This window comes from Pseudomonas allii, from assembly GCF_055380095.1.
Map to the genome: position 1 here is coordinate 5,501,713 of NZ_AP039450.1, position 18,004 is coordinate 5,519,716.

An 18,004-nucleotide genomic window follows, 5' to 3' on the forward strand; every position below is an offset into this window, starting at 1 on the left:
GTAACGGATATGCGGGCGAAGGATGTTGATATGGGTCAGGGCGAAATCGATGGCAACGACAGGCACTTGACCGTTGATAAGTTGCCCTTTGAAGCCCCGTGCACAATTCTGTAGGTTTCAGCCATCGAACGAGGAGACCACCATGGAGACCGTCACCTACGCCAACGCCCGCGCCCATCTTTCCGAAACGATGGATCGGGTCAACGAAGATCGCATCCCACTGCTGGTAACCCGGAAAAAAGGCGAGCCTGTGGTGATGATTTCGTTGTCAGAGTTCAACGCGCTTGAAGAGACAGGCTATCTGCTGCGCTCGCCAGAAAATGCCAAACGCCTCATCAGCTCAGCCAACAGCCTGCGGGCCCGCAAAGCCAAAGTAGTTGATTGAAGAATGAAAATACTCGCTTCCCCTGAGGGCAGAGGCGACTACTGAATGAATTTACCCGCAGGAACCCACCTTGACCTGACCTCCCTCCCCCCTGAAAATGCGCGACGCTTTTTTGTCCTCGTTTACTGAAGTAGTGAAATTTCAATGTCCGATTCTTACACCGAACACTCCGCCACCGAAGAATCCGTCGTCGCCTTGCACGCCAAAGCCGAATACGAAAACGCCATCAATCTTTCACAGCATCTGCCCGCCGCCAAGATCATCAGCGAGATGGTGCTGGACGCTTTCCACACCTCCAAGGAAAGCGACCAGATCCGCGAACTGCGCGTGGCCATCCGTCAGGCCCACGATGCCTTCGACGATGACAAGGCCTACGACCTGATGGGCCAGCTCAAGCAGCTCAAGGACGCCGAGGCCGCCGACAATGCTGCCCTGGAAAACTTGAGCAGCCAGTTCTCCATCAGCCGCATCCTGTCCTGCTTCAAGGACGACCCCGAGTTCCAGGAGCTGGTCTACGGCCTGGCGTTGAAAGTGCTGAACCAGAGCCACCAGGCCATCAGCAACCCGAGCGCCGGCAAGAGCAAGGCATCCCGCCCGAAGAAAGAAGCCGAAGTGTTTGTGATCAGCAAGGATGGCATCAGCGTCACCCTGCCGCTGCGCACGCCGCGCTCAAAGCTGAACGTTGACCGTGAGGCGTTCGAGTTCCTGGGCTTCAGCTTTGTGGGTGAAGGCGATGAAGCGGAGCTGGAAGTCGAGAGCTTTGTGGATAACGCCGGTGCCGAGCAGCCGCTGAGCCGCAAGAGTGTGATTACTGCGTTGCAGCAGCAGACGGCGTTTGATGGGTACAGCATCGCGCAGCAGTAACCCTAATCCCAGCCGTTTCAAGGTCTTTAGGTAGAACAGGCGATAAGTACTCTGTGGCGAGCGGGCTTGTCCCGCGTTGGGCTGCGAAGCAGCCCTGAAACCCGCGGCCGAAGATGCCTGACTCACCGTATTCCTCCTTCCGGGGTCGCTTCGCAACCCAACGCGGGGCAAGCCCGCTCGCCACAGTTGCAGTGTTCGTCCTCAGCCAGATAGGGTCGGTTTTTCAAAGACCTTGAAAGGGATGCCCCTTAATCCGCAACACTGCTGGGTACCGCTCCCACATGTGTTCGGCGTCGCGTCAACTGACCTGCTGCGCAAACACCTCGCGAAACCGCGCCATATCCTGCTTGTCCCCCACCGTCACCCGTACCCACTGCGGCCAGCTTTTAAACACCCGGCCGATCAGCACACCGTGTGCCGCCAGCGTCTCGATCACCTGCTCCGCCGGCTGTTTCACGTCGATCATGAAGCAATTGGCCTGTGACGCGGTGCAGGTGAAGCCCCGCCCTTTCAACCACACCACTGTCTCATCACGCAGTTGAGTGTTGAGGGCCTTGCGTTGCGGCAACAGCTTCACGTCCTCCAGGCTGGCGAGGCCACCCAGCAACGTGCTGCCTGCCGGCACGTTGTCACCGCCAAACACGGCCAGCCGCTCCAGCAGCGCCGGATGACCGATCGCCAGGCCCAGGCGCGCACCGGCCATGCCGTAGATTTTCGAGAAGGTGCGCAGCACCAGGAGGTCGTCGTGGTCCTTGACCCAACTGACCACGCTGGGAACATCGGCAAAGTCGATATAGGCCTCGTCCACCACCAGCACGCTGCCTTTGGGTTTGTTTGCCAAGGCCTGGCGGATGGCATCAGTGGACGTGACAGTGCCTGTAGGGTTATTGGGGTTGCACAGATAGAGCATGCCAGCCTGGGGATCGGCGGCGAGCATGGCCGGGATGTCGTGGGCGTGGTCGGCGTTGAGGCTGACTTCCTTCACCGAGGCCCTGTTCGACTCAGCGGCCTGGCGTGGCACTTCATAGGATGGCGTGGCCATCACCAGACCGCGGGTTTCACTGGTGAATGCCAGCACTGCATAGCGCAGAGCAGCCATGGAGCCGGCAAATACCGCCACCTGTTCTTCAGCAATCCCCTGTTGCTGGGCAAACAGCCCGGCCAGGGCGTACATGTGTTTGTAGGGGTAACGCCCGGACGTTGCGATTCCCTTGTGCATGGCTTCGCGGGCAGCCCGTGATGGCCCGTAGGGGCTTTCGTTATAGTTGAGCAGCACCTTGTCAGGCTTGGTCGGCGGCGGGCTGGCGACCGCCCAATCGACGCGTCCCAGCAGAGGCAGGGCGGCGCCCAGGGCGAGAAGGGACCGACGACTTACGCTGACCATAGGACTACTCCTTGTAGACGGGTGATGGATTCGCACAGCTCGTACTGAGGGGTATGACGAGAAAAACCCCAGGGGATTTAAACCCTCGCCCAAGAAAAAGCCCCGCTCTTCTCTCGAAGGCGGGGCTTTTTCACTGCGGGACCACTCAGTGAGCGTAGGTCAACAACAGCTCTTTCGGTACTTGGAAATCCAGGGACATCATCACGCTCAGCGCGGTGATGGTGAAGATCGAGAACACGAACAGCTTGCGTGCCCAGACGGTGTCATCCACCGCCTTGTAGCCGGTCCAGGCCATGTACAACCAGTACATGCCCATGGCGGCAGCGACGGCGAGGTAGCTCATGCCGGCGTAGCCACTGAAGGTCAACATCAAGGTCGCCACAAGGAAGGCCAGGATGTACAGCAGGATGTGTTTCTTGGCGACCTGGATACCACGTTTTACCGGCAATACCGGAATCGACGCAGCCAGATAGTCATTGAAGCGGAAAATCGCGATGGCGTAGGAATGCGGCATCTGCCACAGGCTGAACATCACCAGTAGCGTCAGCGCGGCCATGTCGAAGCTATTGGTTACAGCCACATAACCAATCACCGGCGGCATCGCCCCCGACAGACTGCCCACCAGCGTGCCGTGAACCGACTTGCGCTTGAGGTACAGGCTGTAGAGACCGACGTAGATGACAAAACCGATCACGGCAAACAGCGCCGCCAGCGGGTTGGCCACCTTGTACAACAACGCCACACCGGCAACACCCAGGACGGTCGCATAGATCAGTGCCAGTTTCAGGGAGATGAGGCCCTGGACCAGCACACGATTCTTGGTGCGCTCCATCTTGATATCGATGTCACGGTCGATGCAGTTGTTGAACACACATCCGGAAGCTACCACCAGGGACGTACCGATCATTGCAGCCAGGAAGATGGCCAGATCGACATGTCCCTTGGAGGCCAGGAAGAAACCGCCCGCCACAGAAAGCACGTTACCGAAAATGATCCCCGGTTTGGTGATTTGGATAAAGTGCTTAAGCGACATCGGGTCTTACCTCACTTCGCCATCATGAACGTATGGATGCTGAACATGATCCATATCGACAGGCCAACCAGCAGTACGATTACGATCCCTGCGAACACGAACGCAACCACGTTGTCGCGCTGCTCCTTGGAACGGTCCAGGTGCAGGAAGTACACCAGGTGCACCAGAACCTGAATCACCGCGAATGCCAGCACGATCATCAAGGTGATCGACTTCGGCAGGGTCGGGTACATCACCAGACCGAACGGGATGAGCGTCAGGATCACCGACAGGATGAAGCCGATGGCGTACGACTTGACGCTGCCGTGGCTTGCATCATGGCTGTCATGGTCATGGGAGTGTGCATTAGCCATTACAGAGTCCCCATCAGGTAAACAACGGTGAAGACGCAGATCCAGACCACGTCCAGGAAGTGCCAGAACAGGCTCAGGCAAGTCAGGCGAGTCTTGTTGGTGTTGGTCAGGCCGTGTTTATTGACCTGATACATCATCACCGCCATCCACAGCAGGCCGGCAGATACGTGCAGACCGTGAGTACCTACCAGCGTGAAGAACGCGGACAGGAAGCCGGAACGGTGCGGGCCGTAGCCTTCGGAGATCAGCAGGTGGAACTCGTTGATCTCCATGCCGATGAAGCCCAGGCCGAACAGGAAGGTCAGGGCCAACCAGCTCAGTACGCCTTTCTTGTTGCCCTTGTAGAAGGCCAACATGGCGAAGCCGTAGGTGATCGAACTGAACAACAGCAAGGCGGTTTCGCCGAGCACGTAAGGCAGTTCGAAGATGTCGTGGCCCGACGGGCCACCCGCTACGTTGTTTACCAGTACCGCGTACACCGCGAAGATCGACGCAAACAAGATGCAGTCGGTCATCAGGTAGAGCCAGAAACCGAAAACGGTCATCGGCCCCGAGTCGTGGTGATGGTCATCGTGCCCATGGTCATCGACATGGGCGTGTCCAGCATTGGTCACTAAGTTCGACATGGTTTAAGCCTGTTCCAACGAGGTTTCAACACGGTTGGCCGGGATCTTCTTCTCGGCTACCAGGCGAGCGTGCTGCTCGGCTTCGATGCGCTCGATCGTTTCGACCGGCACCATGTAGCCTTGATCATCACGGGCAGCGTGAATGATGAAGTAACCGATAGTGCCCACCAGGCTCACGATTGCCAGCCACCAGATGTGCCAGATCATCGCGAAACCGAACACGGTCAGCAGGCCGCCCATCACCACGCCAGTGGCGGTGTTGTTTGGCATGTGGATCGGCTCATAGTGCTTCGGACGCTGGTACGCAGTACCGTCTTCCTTGGCTTCGGTGAACGCATCGATGGTGTTCGCAGTCGGGATCACGGCGAAGTTGTAGAACGGCGGTGGCGACGAAGTCGACCATTCCAGGGTGTGGCCATTCCATGGGTCACCGGAGTCGCAAGCGTTCTGCTTACGGTCACGGATACTCACGTACAGCTGGATCAGCTGGCAGGCGATACCCACAGCAATCATCACCGCACCGAACATGGCGACGTACAGGTACGGCACCCACTCAGGGTTGGTGGTGGCGTTCAGACGACGGGTCATGCCCATGAAGCCCAACGCGTAGAGCGGCATGAACGCGACGAAGAAGCCCGAGATCCAGAACCAGAATGCAGCCTTGCCCCAACCTTCGTGCAGCTTGAAGCCGAACGCTTTCGGGAAGTAGAAGCTGAAACCAGCGATGTAACCGAATACCGCACCACCGATGATCACGTTGTGGAAGTGAGCGATCACGAACAGGCTGTTGTGCAGGACGAAGTCAGCACCCGGGATGGCCAGCAGTACGCCGGTCATGCCGCCGATGGCGAAGGTCACCATGAAGCCCAGGGTCCACAGAACCTGGCTGGTGATGCGCAAACGGCCGTGGTAGATGGTGAACAGCCAGTTGAATAGCTTCACCCCCGTCGGGATGGAAATCAGCATCGTCGCCAGACCGAAGAAGGCGTTGACGCTGGCGCCCGAACCCATGGTGAAGAAGTGGTGCAGCCACACCATGAAGCCCAGTACAGAGATCGCGCCCGATGCGTAGACCATCGAGTGGTGACCGAACAGGCGCTTGCCGGTAAAGGTCGAGATCACTTCGGAGAAGATACCGAACGCTGGCAGGATCAGGATGTACACCTCAGGGTGACCCCATGCCCAGAACAGGTTCACGTACATCATTGGATTGCCACCAAGTTCGTTGGTGAAAATGTGGAAATCCAGGTAACGGTCAAGCGACAGCAGCGCCATGGTAGCGGCCAGGATCGGGAACGAAGCCACGATCAGGACGTTGGCCCAGGTGCAGGTCCAGGTGAAGATCGGCATGTCCATCAGTTTCATGCCAGGGGCGCGCATTTTCAGGACGGTGGCCAGGAAGTTGACCCCCGTCAATGTCGTCCCGAGCCCTGATAACTGTAGCGCCCAGATGTAGTAGTCCACACCCACGCCAGGGCTGTACTGGATGCCCGACAATGGCGGATACGCAACCCAACCGGTCTTGGCGAATTCGCCGACGCCCAGGGATACGTTGATCAGCACCACGCCGGAAACCAGCAGCCAGAAGCTCAGGGAGTTCAGGAACGGGTAGGCAACGTCACGCGCACCGATCTGCAGCGGCAAGGCAAGGTTCATCAGGCCGGTGAAGAATGGCATCGCCATGAAGATGATCATGATCACACCGTGGGCGGTGAAGATCTGGTCATAGTGTTCAGGTGGCAGGTAGCCAGGCGAACCCTCGGTGGCCATGGCCAACTGGGTACGCATCATGATGGCGTCGGCAAAACCACGCAGCAGCATGACCATGGCAACGATGACGTACATGACACCGATTTTCTTGTGGTCGACCGACGTCAGCCACTCGGTCCACAGGTAGGTCCACTTCTTGAAATAAGTGATTGCTGCAAACAGTGCCAGACCACCCAGCGCGATCATGGCGATGGTCACCATTACGATCGGCTCGTGGAACGGGACCGCATCCCAACTTAATTTACCAAACATCGTTTACTCCTCTGCCCCAGCAGTTGAATGCGAGCCCGTGTCAGAACCTTCAACCACGGCCACTTCTTTCTTCTCGTGCTTGACCGGCTTGCCTGGCTTCATACCTTCGTACTTGTCGACGATTTTCTGAAACAGGTTCGGCTCATACGTGGAGTACAGGGCGACTGGGTTGTTCTGGCTTGGTTTGGTCAGGGCATCGTATTCAGCTTGATCAAGCTGTTTAGGTGCGGCCTTGACTTCGGCTACCCAGGCGTTGAAATCTTCCTGGCTCGTCGAGATCGCTTTGAATTTCATGCCGGTGAAGCCAGCGCCGCTGTAGTTCGCGGAGATGCCTTCCATTTCAGCTTTTTCGTTGGCGATCAGGTGCAGGCGGGTCTGCATGCCTGCCATCGCGTAGATCTGGCCACCCAGGGCTGGGATGAAGAACGAGTTCATCACGGCGTCGGAGGTGATCCGGAAATTGAGCGGGGTGTGCTCGGGGAACTTGATCTCGTTGACCGTGGCGATACCCAGGTCCGGGTAGATGAACAGCCACTTCCAGTCCAGCGCGACCACTTCGATGTTGATCGGCTTGACGTCGGACTCCAGCGGACGGTACGGGTCCAGCTCGTGGGTCGACTTATAGGTGATGTAACCCAGGGCGATGATGATGAGGATCGGGACCAACCACACCGCGATTTCGATCTTGGTGGAGTGCGACCACTTCGGCGCGTAGGTGGCGCTGGTGTTCGACGCGCGGTATTTCCAGGCGAAGGCGAAGGTCATGATGATCACAGGGACCACGACCAGCAGCATCAGCAGGGTGGCGGTGATGATCAGGTTTCGTTGATCCAGACCGATCTGTCCTTTCGGGTCCATCAAGGTCCACTTGCAGCCTCCCAGCATTAACATCATGCCAAGCAGCGGCAAAAAGCCTAGTAATCGGGGGTACCTGTTTTTACTCATCTCACGACCTCTAAAGCAGCTTGCGCAATGCAGTTGGGTTTTGATCGCCAACACTTCACCCTGCCAAGGGTTGGCATTTCTCTTCGATTGAATAAGAGCCTGCCCATCACGTCATAAGGGGACGTTTCACGGACCTGCGGTGAGTTCTTATTCGATTTCGTGGTTAAAGGCCTTGTTACAGACCAATTCCATTTGGTGCGGATAGTTGAAAGGCTGTCGGAACCTTGGGGTCGCACAGAGCCGTCCATCTGCCCTTCGACCGCTCCAGTGCTCAAATATTGAACAGCACCGGACATTCAGTGCGGGCGATTGTAGTTAGCTAGCGATGTATAAACCATGTCTTATAAAGAAATAATTTTTATCGATTACAGCAATAATCCTTCACCATTATTGCAACGGTTCGCGATCTTATCGCGTTCGATTCTCAACAAAAACCACAAAAAATGCCGTGTTATAGGGCAACCTGCCGCACCCCTTACCGCGTGTAAGGGGCTGCCAAACCGATGCAACCCCCCATAAAACAAGGCATTCGGACATCACTGAATCCCTGGCGCGACGCGAGGTGCGCGGCCTTCCCTGCGCCCCGAACTGACAGCACATCTTGGCGGTTTTATGCAAATTTAAGCGGGTGTTCGGCGGGTCAGAAACGTCCTGCGGCGGCTTCCGTGTGACAACATGTCGCACACTGCGCGCACCCAAAATTGTCCGGCGTCACGTTCCGTTCACAAATCCCCACACGCAAAAACGCCCCGGTCTTCATGAAGAAGCGCCGGGGCGTTTGAGTGAATGATTCAGGCTTTGCGCTGGCGATTGCGATAGATGCCCAGCGGTACCAGGATCACGGTCAACACGAAGGCCACCAATGCCCATTGCGCCAGGGAAAGCCCCAGTACGGGTGGGTACGGTGTGCTGCAGAAGCCATCGACCTGGAAGCCCAGCGGGAATACCTTGGCCAGCGGCAGGTCATCGACGATCGGTTGCAGCACATCGATGCCGCAACTGACCTGGGGGAAGAACTGGGTGTACACGTGATGACCCGCGGCAGCGACACCGCCAAGGGCGCTGAGCACCACCAGGCCTTCAAACAGCGTGATCGCACCTTTTTTACGCATGGCCGCGCCGATGAACGCGAAGATCGCGATCAACAGCAAGGCATAACGTTGCAGGATGCACAGCGGGCATGGCGCCTCGCCGAGTACCACCTGCATGTACAACGCACCGCCGATCAGCGCCAGGCAGATGATGCCCAGCAACACCAGAAAGCGCCGCTCCCTGCCTAAACGCAATTCGTCACTCATCCCCGTATCCCTTTGTTTGGTTGTGCCAATGGCCGCAAGTTTACACACAGGCCACCGTTTAAACAGAGGGGGGTTAACAGCGGATTAATCCAGAGAAATGTTGTGACGGGTCGGACGCCATCGCGGGCAAGCCCGGCTCCCACAGAGGAATGCGATCCCCTGTGGGAGCCGGGCTTGCCCGCGATGATGCCGACCCGGTGTATCGGCTAAACCCTATTCCAGAGCCGCAGCCGGGCCAAAGAATTCATAGCGGCTTTGCTGCTCGGGTACGCCCAGGGCCTTGAGGTGGCGCTTGATCGCGGCCATGAAGCCCTTAGGCCCGAGGAAGTAGGCGTCCAAGTCGCGCTGCTCGGGCAGCCAGGCGCCCAGTTGTTCCTGGCTGAGCAAGCCCACCTTGTCCGCCGCCGGGCTCACGCCATCGTCTTCGGTGTAGCAGTAGAAGCGCTTGAGTTGCGGGTGCTGCGCCGCCAGGGCGTCCACCCAGTCACGGAACGCATGCACCCCACCGTTACGTGCACAGTGGATGAAATGCACCGGGCGTTGGGTCGCCAGGGCGGCTTCGAGCATCGGCAGGGTCGGCGTGATCCCTACCCCGCCGCTGATCAGCACCAGCGGTTTATCGCTGGCCGCCAGGGTGAACTCGCCCGACGGGGTGAACAGGTCGATGGTCGCGCCCACATGCAGCTGGTCGTGCAGGTAGTTGGAGACCCGGCCACCGGCTTCGCGCTTGACGCTGATGCGATACATACCGCTATCGGTCAACGCCGACAGGGAATAGTTGCGACGCACTTCCTCACCGTCGAGCACCAGCTTCATGCCGATGTACTGGCCCGGCGCGGCGGCGAGGATCGGACCGTTGTCCACTGGAGCGAAATAAAAGGAGATGATCTCGTCGCTCTCCACCACACGCTTGACCACGATAAACGCCCGCGCCCCACGCCAGCCACCGGGCGCCTGGGCTTTCTCGTCGTAGATCACCGCTTCAGCGCCGATCAGGATATCCGCCAGTTGGCCATAGGCCGCGCCCCAGGCACTCATGACCTCAGGGGTGGCAATCTCACTGCCCAGCACTTCGGAAATCGCCCGCAACAGGCAGGCACCGACGATCGGGTAATGCTCCGGCAGGATCTGCAGGGCCACGTGCTTGTTGATGATCTTGGCCACCAGGTCGCCCAACTGGTCGAGCTGGTCGATGTGTCGCGCATACATCAACACGCCATTGGCCAGGGCACGTGGCTGGTCGCCACTGGCCTGGTGGGCCTGGTTGAACAGCGGGCGAACTTCCGGGTACTCGGACAGCATCATGCGGTAGAAATGGGTGATCAGCGCTTCACCGCCGCTTTCCAGCAGGGGCACGGTGGATTTGACGATGGCACGGTCTTGGGCACTAAGCATGGGAGCCTCCTGGGCTTCTTTACTGATTGCCTTTACCTACTCAGTATTCGTGCCAACTAATAAATCGTTTATTTTCAATAATTTAATTAAGTTGTAGTCAGTATGACTTCTTACACCTTATAGTCATTAGGACTACAAGGAGTCATTATGACTGCGCAATCGCTGCTCACCACCCTGCTGCCCCTGGTCGCCGACCTGTCCCGCGAACTGCCCGAAGGCGAGCGTTACCGTCGCCTGCTGCAAGCCATGCGCGCCCTGCTGCCCTGCGATGCCGCCGCATTGTTGCGCCTGGACAGCGAGTGGCTGGTGCCGTTGGCGGTGGATGGGTTGAGCGCCGACACCCTGGGTCGACGCTTCAAGGTCAGCGAGCACCCGCGCTTTGCCGTGCTGCTCAGCAGCCCCGGCCCCACGCGCTTTGACAGCGACAGCGAATTACCCGACCCCTACGACGGTCTGGTCGAGGGTCTGCACGGGCACCTGGAAGTGCACGATTGCATGGGTTGCCCGCTGTTCGTCGACGATCAGCCCTGGGGCCTGCTGACCCTGGACGCCCTCGACACCGAGCGTTTCGAACGCGTGGAGCTGGACGCCCTACAGGCGTTCGCCAGTCTCGCCGCCGCCACCGTGAACGTCGCCGAACGCATCGAACGCCTGACCCTGCGCGCCGAAATCTACCGCGAGGCCAGCGGCCAACAGCACAAGGAAATGATCGGCCAGAGCAAGCCACACAAACGCCTGGTCGAGGAAATCAAGCTGGTGGGCGGCAGCGACCTCACCGTGCTGATCACCGGTGAAACCGGGGTGGGCAAGGAACTGGTGGCCCAGGCCATCCACGCCGCCTCGCCCCGCGCCGACAAACCGCTGATCAGCCTCAACTGCGCCGCCCTGCCGGAAACCCTGGTGGAGAGCGAGCTGTTCGGTCATGTGCGCGGCGCCTTCACCGGCGCGTTGAACGAACGTCGCGGCAAGTTCGAACTGGCCAACGGCGGCACGCTGTTCCTGGATGAAGTGGGCGAACTGTCACTGACCGTACAGGCCAAGCTGCTGCGCGTATTGCAAAGCGGCCAGCTGCAACGCCTGGGCTCGGACAAGGAACACCAGGTGGACGTGCGCCTGATCGCCGCCACCAACCGCGACCTGGCCGACGAGGTGCGCAACGGTCGCTACCGCGCCGACTTCTACCACCGCCTCAGTGTGTACCCGCTGCAAGTCCCGGCGCTGCGCGAGCGTGGGCGTGATGTGTTGCTGCTGGCCGGTTTCTTCCTTGAACAGAACCGCTCACGCATGGGGCTGGGCAGCCTGCGCCTGACCAGCGATGCCCAGGCGGCGCTGCTGGCTTACAACTGGCCGGGCAATGTGCGGGAGTTGGAACATTTGATCGGACGCAGCGCGCTGAAAGCACTGGGTAACTGTCGCGAGCGTCCGAAGATTCTCAGCCTGAATGCACAGGACCTAGACCTGCCCGATGTCAGCGCAGCGCTGGTCGAAGAACCCGCCGAGGCGGTCGCCCTGGTGACCGGCGACCTGCGCCAGGCCACCGAGCAGTATCAGCGCCAGGTCATCAGCGCCTGCCTGGAACGCCACCAGCACAACTGGGCCAGCGCCGCCCGCGAACTGGGCCTGGACCGCGCCAATCTCGGGCGGATGGCCAAGCGCCTGGGCCTCAAATAACCCAGACAACTGGTTCAAATGTGGGAGGGGGCTTGCCCCCGATGACTGAATGTCAGGCAATACATGTGCTGACTGGCCCACCGCCATCGGGGGCAAGCCCCCTCCCACATTTTTAGATTGCCTTTGCCTTGAAGGCCGGGCTCGCTGGCCTGGGCTTACGAAACACCAGCACATTGCCCAGCATCACCAGCACCAACCCCGCCAACGCCGGTGCGGTCCACTGATATCCCTCGGCAAACGCCGACACATTCAACGCGACCACCGGGAACAACACCGTGCAATAGGCCGCACGCTCAGGCCCCATGCGCCCGACCAGGGTCAGGTACGCGGTAAAGCCGATCACCGAACCTGGAATCACCAGGTACCACAGCGCGCCGATATACCGCGCGCTCCAGTCCATCTCGAAGGGAATCCCGCGCACTGCGCAGTAAGTCGCCAGCATTGCCGATCCATAAGCCATGCCCCACGCATTGGTGGTCAGCGGCTTGAGCCCGGCCTTCTGTTGCAGGCTCGAGAGCATATTGCCCGCCGAGAAACACATGGTCCCCAGCAACGCCAAGCCCAGGCCAAGCAGGGTCTGCGGGCTGGCGGTGTGCTCCACCAGCTCCGGCCAGAACAGCAGGCCCAACCCCGCCAGCCCCAGGCCACCGCCCATCAACACATTGCGCGCTACCCGCTGGCCGAAAAACACCCGGGCATTCAGTGCGTTCCACAGCGTGGCCGTGGAAAACACCACCGCCACCAAGCCGCTGGGGATCCATTGGCTGGCCGTGAGGAAGCACATGAAATTCACGCAAAACAGGCACAACCCCTGGGCCAGGCAGATCAGGTGCCCGCGCCGGTTCATCACCTGCAACCTGCGGCTCACCAGCAACAGTGCAAACAACACCAGCGCCGCCAGGCCGAAGCGATAGACGATGGACACAGGAATCGCCACCACGCCCAACTGCCATTTGAGGGCGATCCAGGTGGTGCCCCAGATCAGCACGGTGAGTAAATACAGGGAAAGGTTCATAGCGGGCTCCATCGATTGAGCCACAGTGTGGCCCCCGACCCGAGGCGTGCTCTTGCACAATCTTGCGCTTTTGTCGGCCGATGGGATCACAGCAACAAGCGCGCGGAGTAGGATGCAAGGCGTCAGAGAGTACGAACCATGCCAGATCTGGAATCCCTGCAAGTCTTCCAAGCGCTTAACCGCTCGCCCAACGCACGCCTCGAAGCCTGCGCCGAGCTCGGTGACGGCTTGTCTGCGGCGCTGTGGAGCAACCATCACGACGCGCAGGACTACCAGGCCCCCAGCCATCACACATTGTCCTGCTACATCGGCGGCGGCACCGGCACGTTTCGGCGTGACCAACCCGGCACCAAGGGTGGCCCCGACAAACTGTGCATCCTGCCCGCCGAACACCAGTCGGCCTGGGTGATCAACGGCGAGATCCGCCTGGCCCATGTGTATTTCAGCCCTGAGCAATTCGCCCTCGGTTGCGTCACCCTGCTCGACCGCGAACCGCGCACCCTGCAACTGCGCGAAAGTACGTTTCTGGAAGACGCCGGCCAGGCACGACGCTTTCACCAGTTGATCGCGCTGAACTGGCACGAACCCGCCGAGCGCCTGCTGACCAGCAGCCTGGCCCATGAAATGCTCAGCCACACCCTGCTCAGCCAAGTGGGCGCACGCGACGGGCTGCGCCTTAAAGGCGGGCTAGCAGCGTACCTGCGGCGGCTGTTGGTGGAGTACATCGACCAGCATCTGGAAGACCCGATCAGCCTGGGTCAATTGGCCGGCTTATGCGCACTCTCGGAATACCATTTCGCGCGGATGTTCCGCCAAAGCTTCGGCCTGCCGCCCCATCAGTACCTGCTGGCGCGCCGCCTGACCCGCGCCCAGGCGCTGCTGCGCAGCGGCGCGCTGCCCTTGGGTGAAATCGCGTTGATGTGTGGTTTTTCCAGCGCCAGCCACTTCACCCATCGCTTCCGCCAGGCCATGGGCGCCACGCCCGGCGAATACCGCCAGGCCTTCTGCGCCTAGGTCATCAACCCCAGGGTCTTGGCCTTGGCCACTGCTTGCGTACGCCGTTCCACCCCCAGCTTGCTGTGGATGCGCCGCGCATGGGTCTTGACGGTGTGCAGGGAGATAAACAGGCGATCGGCGATTTCCAGGTTGGAGTTGCCCAGGGCGATCAATTGCAGCACTTCCAGCTCGCGCTGGCTCAGGGGATTCTCCGCCGCGCCCGACACGGCCGCCTGGGGCTCCATGCCCAACTCACTGAGCAACCCCGGCGAGCGCAACCGCAGCTCGCGAATCGCTTGCTGTACCTGGCAACGCGCCGCCAACTCCAGCCCGGTTTGCAGTGAGCGACGCGCCAGGGCCGAGTCGCCCATTTGCCAGGCCACCTCCCCCAGCACCAGGTGCAGTTCGGTTTCCAGGCAGAGCATGCCGCGTTGATGGGTTGCCTCCAGCAAAGCCGTGATACGTGCCACCGGATGCTCGGCGCAGCCCAGCTTCACTTCCGCCAGCACCAGCAGGTATTCCAGGCGCGGGATCAGTTCCAGGGTGGCCGGCGGCGCCTGTTTGGCCTGGGGACCACGAAAGTGGCGAAGCACACGACGTACCGCTTCCACCGTCAACTCGGCGCGCCCCTGCTGCAACCAGAAATGCCCACTGACCAAGAGCAGCACTGCACGGTACACCGTGTCGGGCACCTGGCGTTGCTGCATCAAGCGTTCGGCCTCGCGCAGTTGCACAAAGGCCGCGGCGTAGTCGCCACGGTTGGCGGCCAGCAGGGCCAGGCCGAGAAACCCATAAAGCACGCGCTTGTCCTGGCTGTGCAGGCACATCTGCATGCCGCTCTCGAAGCACTCGGCAGCCAGGCTGTCCTGGCCCTGACGCAAGGCCAGATGCCCACGGCGCAGGGCGATGCGCCCCACCAGCGGCCCGGCTTTCAGGCGTTGCTTGAGCAACATCGCCTGCACATTTTCCAGCAGGCTCTGCGCCCGATACGGGGCGCCGCGCTGCTCCAGCAGCTGTGCGTGATCCAGTTCAAGCAACGCCTCAAGCAGCAACGACCCATGGGCGCGGGCCAGGCACAACGCTTCGCGGCTCAGCGCCTGGGCCACATCCAATTCACCGCGCAGCAACGCTTGCTGGGTGAGACCCGACAGGCACATCAGCCGCGACGTCCAGGCGCTGTCGGGCAAGGCTTGCAGCGCTTCGAGGAAATGCTCGCGGGAGCGTTCGGCATCGCCGCCCAAGTGCAGCAGCCAGCCCCACTGTGCCTGCCAGCGCGCCAGCAGGTAGCGTTGTTGCGCCGCCGTCGGTTGCGGCGCGAACCGTGCCAACTGGTCGATGCATTGCGCGGCCTGGTCGAAGCGCCCGGCGAACAGCAACGCCGCCGTCACCAGCCCCACCAGTTGCGCAGAGCCGAGCATCAACTCTTCGCCATGTTGTTCATGCAAGCGCAGCAGCAATACGGCGTTCTGCTGGCGGAACAGGTCTTCGAAACTGAAATGCTGCAGCAGGCTGACTGCCACCTCGTACTCTTCGGCCAGCAGCGCGTGCTCGAACGCGGCCTGCCAGTCCTGTTCGGCGGTGAACCACTGGCAGGCACGCCGATGCCAGGAACGCTTGGCCGGCCAGGGGTCATCGCGTATCAGCCGGGCAAGCGGCGGGAAAACCTGCAACCACTCGGTATCTTCCCAAGGCTGGATAAAGGCGCCGAGAGCCTGCAACTCGCGCAGGTAGTGGTCACCGTCGCCAAAGCCGAACAAGTGTTCGCACAATCCCGGATTAAAGCGTGGCATGTGGGCCAGCACGCGCCAGGCTTCCGTCAGTTCGGGCGGCAAGGTGCTGAACAGTTCGTGCTGCAAGTAATCGAGCAAGGTTTTCTGCGGGTGGCCATCCCCCAGCAACGCAATGCGCACGCCGGCGCACCAACCGGCGCTGAACTGCCACACGCTGTCCGCTGACGGCCCCAGCGGGAGCAGTTGCTGGATTTCTTCAAGGGTGAACGCCAACTCGGCGCCCCCCTCCAGCAATTCATCGTCGAGCAACAGGCGCGGCCAGTTGCAGGCTGGACGGCGCCGCGCGCCCAGCCACCAGGTCAGCGAAGGGCTGCTCGCCGTGAGCAGGCGATCGAGCAAGGCATCGGTTTCGGGGGTGGGCAAGCGACAGAAATCATCGAGGAACACCCATGCCGATGTTGGCCAGCGGCCAAGGTCCGCCAGCAGCGTGGCTTCGTCGATGAAGGCCAGGCCGAGGTTTTGCGCCAGCCGCCGGCAAAGGTCGAGGGGGCTCAGGGCGACACCATTGAGCGGCAACCAGTACACCTGGCATTCCGCTGGCGCCTGCAACGCACATTCGGCCAGCAACGCACTCTTGCCGCTGCCGCCGGGGGCGCACAGCAACTTGACCCTGACCGGCGCTGCCAGCAACGGCCCGGCCAGGCGTGGGCGCAACAGATGGTGGGCGGACAGCCGAGGCATGAATCCAGGACGGTCCAGGCAGCGTGTCATGGCGGTCATTGCTGCATCCTGCGTTCTTATTGTTATGCAACGTGACGCCTACCCTAGTCCTGTGGTTGGTGGTTGTTGAAGAAGTATTCAGCGGGGTGATTGGCGGGCATAAAAAAGCCGGGAGCCCGAAGGGTCCCGGCCAGGTCAGAGGGTGATCAGCGCACGCCTTCGGCCCTCAGCGCAGCCGGGGTGTAATCCGCCGCCTTGGCCGCAAAGCCAAACACGAAGCTGCTCTTCTCCTCGTTCTTCATGCCCAGCGCGATGTAGCGCCCGGCGATGATGTCGTACAGGGTTTCCACGGTGTAGGCCGGGGTCTGGTGGTCGTAGTAGAACTGCGCATGACCTTCGGCGACCCGCCACAGTTGGCCACGGCCGTCGTAGTGATCCACCAGCGCCACCTGCCAGCTGTCTTCGTCGATGTACATGTGGCGCTTGGCGTAGATGTGCCGCTCACTCGGCTTGACCGTGCCGACCACTTCCCACACGCGGTGCAGCTCATAACGGGTCAGGTCCTGGTTGATGTGGCCGGCCTTGATGATGTCGTCGTACTTGAGCGTCGGCTGGTCCAGCTTGTAGCTGTTGTAGGGGATGTACATCTCCTTCTTGCCCACCAGCTTCCAGTCGTAGCGGTCCGGCGCGCCGGAGAACATGTCGAAGTTGTCCGAGGTGCGCAGGCCGTCGGAGGCGGTGCCCGGCCCGTCGTAGGCCACTTGCGGCGCCCGGCGCACGCGACGCTGGCCGGCGTTGTAGATCCACGCCAGGCGTGGTTCCTTCACCTGGTCGAGGGTTTCATGCACCAGCAGTACGTTGCCCGCCAGGCGCGCCGGGGCCGTCACCGACTGCTTGAAGAAGGTCAGCACGTTGGCGGCCTTGGCCGGGTCCATGTCGGGGATCAGTTGCGGCACCGCCACCTCTTCCTCGAAGCGGATCGGCGTGTAGCTGCCGTTGGTCTGCGGGGTGGCCTGGGTGATGATGCGGCGCAGGTTGCCGCCGTGGTACCGGGTGATGTGGTTCCACAACACCTCCACGCCATTCTTGGGAATCGGGAACGCGTAGTAGCGGTTGCCGGTGAACCCTTCGAGGCCATTGCCATCGTTGATCGGCTTGACGTTCAACGCGCTGCGCTTGATCGACTCGTAGATCTCCGGCGGCAGGTTGACCGTTCGGTGGGTCGGGTAGACCGGGATCTTGTAGGTCTCGGGGTAGCGCTTGAACATCGCCACCTGGCCATCGGAGAGTTTGTCTTTGTACTTGTCGACGGTGGCCGCGGTGATCACGAACAGCGGTTTCTCACTGGCGAACGGGTCGGCCAGGAAGCCCTTGCTGTCCACGGCTCCGGCGTTTTTCGGGATGCCGCCGGTCCAGGCCGGGATCGAGCCATCGGCGTTGCCGGCTTTTTCGGCGCCTACCGGGGTCAGCGTGGTGCCGAGCTTGGCCGCCTCTTCCGGCGACACCGCCGCCATGACGTGGGCCGCCAACAGGCTGAGGGCCATTACCGCAATTATCTTACGCATAG

15 protein-coding genes are annotated in these 18,004 nt (G+C 60.7%); 4 read left to right on the forward strand and 11 right to left on the reverse strand.

Annotation, left to right across the window (positions count from 1 at the left end; genetic code table 11):
• Positions 1-142: 142 nt before the first annotated feature.
• Positions 143-385 (forward strand): type II toxin-antitoxin system prevent-host-death family antitoxin, encoded by a 243-nt coding sequence (locus ACZ445_RS25215; RefSeq protein ID WP_058423425.1) that lies wholly within the window; start codon positions 143-145, stop codon positions 383-385.
• Between the two features lie 144 nt (positions 386-529).
• A complete protein-coding gene (locus ACZ445_RS25220; RefSeq protein WP_179029775.1) occupies positions 530-1,249 on the forward strand; it encodes a hypothetical protein in 720 nt (239 codons plus the stop codon).
• A gap of 298 nt (positions 1,250-1,547) precedes the next feature.
• Here ACZ445_RS25220 and ptaA read toward each other — a convergent pair whose 3' ends face one another.
• The 8 genes from ptaA to hmpA all read right to left on the reverse strand — a co-directional run bounded on the left by ptaA (position 1,548) and on the right by hmpA (position 10,305).
• Entirely contained in the window at positions 1,548-2,633 is a 1,086-nt protein-coding gene (gene ptaA / locus ACZ445_RS25225) for a pyoverdine biosynthesis transaminase PtaA (protein ID WP_464707706.1), read from the reverse strand.
• A 145-nt stretch (positions 2,634-2,778) separates the two neighbouring features.
• The gene (cyoE, locus tag ACZ445_RS25230; RefSeq protein ID WP_003194050.1) at positions 2,779-3,666 is read right to left on the reverse strand and encodes a heme o synthase; all 888 of its coding nucleotides are present in this window, start codon (positions 3,664-3,666) and stop codon (positions 2,779-2,781) included.
• 11 nt (positions 3,667-3,677) lie between these two features.
• On the reverse strand, positions 3,678-4,019 hold the full coding sequence (gene cyoD, locus ACZ445_RS25235) for a cytochrome o ubiquinol oxidase subunit IV (RefSeq protein ID WP_016979640.1): 342 nt from the start codon (positions 4,017-4,019) through the stop codon (positions 3,678-3,680).
• The gene (locus tag ACZ445_RS25240) at positions 4,019-4,645 is read right to left on the reverse strand and encodes a cytochrome o ubiquinol oxidase subunit III (RefSeq protein ID WP_058426759.1); all 627 of its coding nucleotides are present in this window, start codon (positions 4,643-4,645) and stop codon (positions 4,019-4,021) included. Before ACZ445_RS25240 ends, cyoD begins: the two co-directional genes overlap by 1 nt.
• Positions 4,646-4,648: 3 nt before the next feature.
• Positions 4,649-6,667, reverse strand: a complete 2,019-nt coding sequence (gene cyoB / locus ACZ445_RS25245; RefSeq protein WP_058426760.1) for a cytochrome o ubiquinol oxidase subunit I — start codon at positions 6,665-6,667, stop codon at positions 4,649-4,651.
• Between the two features lie 3 nt (positions 6,668-6,670).
• Entirely contained in the window at positions 6,671-7,612 is a 942-nt protein-coding gene (gene cyoA, locus ACZ445_RS25250; RefSeq protein ID WP_058426761.1) for a ubiquinol oxidase subunit II, read from the reverse strand.
• 791 nt (positions 7,613-8,403) lie between these two features.
• Positions 8,404-8,910, reverse strand: a complete 507-nt coding sequence (locus ACZ445_RS25255; protein WP_058426762.1) for a disulfide bond formation protein B — start codon at positions 8,908-8,910, stop codon at positions 8,404-8,406.
• Between the two features lie 213 nt (positions 8,911-9,123).
• Positions 9,124-10,305, reverse strand: coding sequence for an NO-inducible flavohemoprotein (hmpA, locus tag ACZ445_RS25260; RefSeq protein WP_058426763.1), 1,182 nt, complete (start codon positions 10,303-10,305; stop codon positions 9,124-9,126).
• Positions 10,306-10,452: 147 nt separating this feature from the next.
• Here hmpA and norR point away from each other — a divergent pair, with 147 nt between their 5' ends.
• A complete protein-coding gene (gene norR, locus ACZ445_RS25265) occupies positions 10,453-11,976 on the forward strand; it encodes a nitric oxide reductase transcriptional regulator NorR (RefSeq protein ID WP_058426764.1) in 1,524 nt (507 codons plus the stop codon).
• Positions 11,977-12,088: 112 nt separating this feature from the next.
• Here the strand turns inward: norR and ACZ445_RS25270 are convergent, their stop codons facing one another.
• On the reverse strand, positions 12,089-12,991 hold the full coding sequence (locus ACZ445_RS25270; RefSeq protein ID WP_464707707.1) for a DMT family transporter: 903 nt from the start codon (positions 12,989-12,991) through the stop codon (positions 12,089-12,091).
• A 138-nt stretch (positions 12,992-13,129) separates the two neighbouring features.
• Between ACZ445_RS25270 and ACZ445_RS25275 the strand changes: the two genes are divergently transcribed.
• Positions 13,130-14,005 (forward strand): helix-turn-helix domain-containing protein, encoded by an 876-nt coding sequence (locus ACZ445_RS25275; RefSeq protein ID WP_464707708.1) that lies wholly within the window; start codon positions 13,130-13,132, stop codon positions 14,003-14,005.
• Here the strand turns inward: ACZ445_RS25275 and ACZ445_RS25280 are convergent.
• The gene (locus ACZ445_RS25280) at positions 14,002-16,497 is read right to left on the reverse strand and encodes a LuxR C-terminal-related transcriptional regulator (protein ID WP_464707709.1); all 2,496 of its coding nucleotides are present in this window, start codon (positions 16,495-16,497) and stop codon (positions 14,002-14,004) included. The genes ACZ445_RS25275 and ACZ445_RS25280 overlap by 4 nt on opposite strands.
• A gap of 146 nt (positions 16,498-16,643) precedes the next feature.
• Positions 16,644-18,002, reverse strand: a complete 1,359-nt coding sequence (locus ACZ445_RS25285) for a DUF1329 domain-containing protein (protein ID WP_058426768.1) — start codon at positions 18,000-18,002, stop codon at positions 16,644-16,646.
• Positions 18,003-18,004 lie beyond the last annotated feature (2 nt).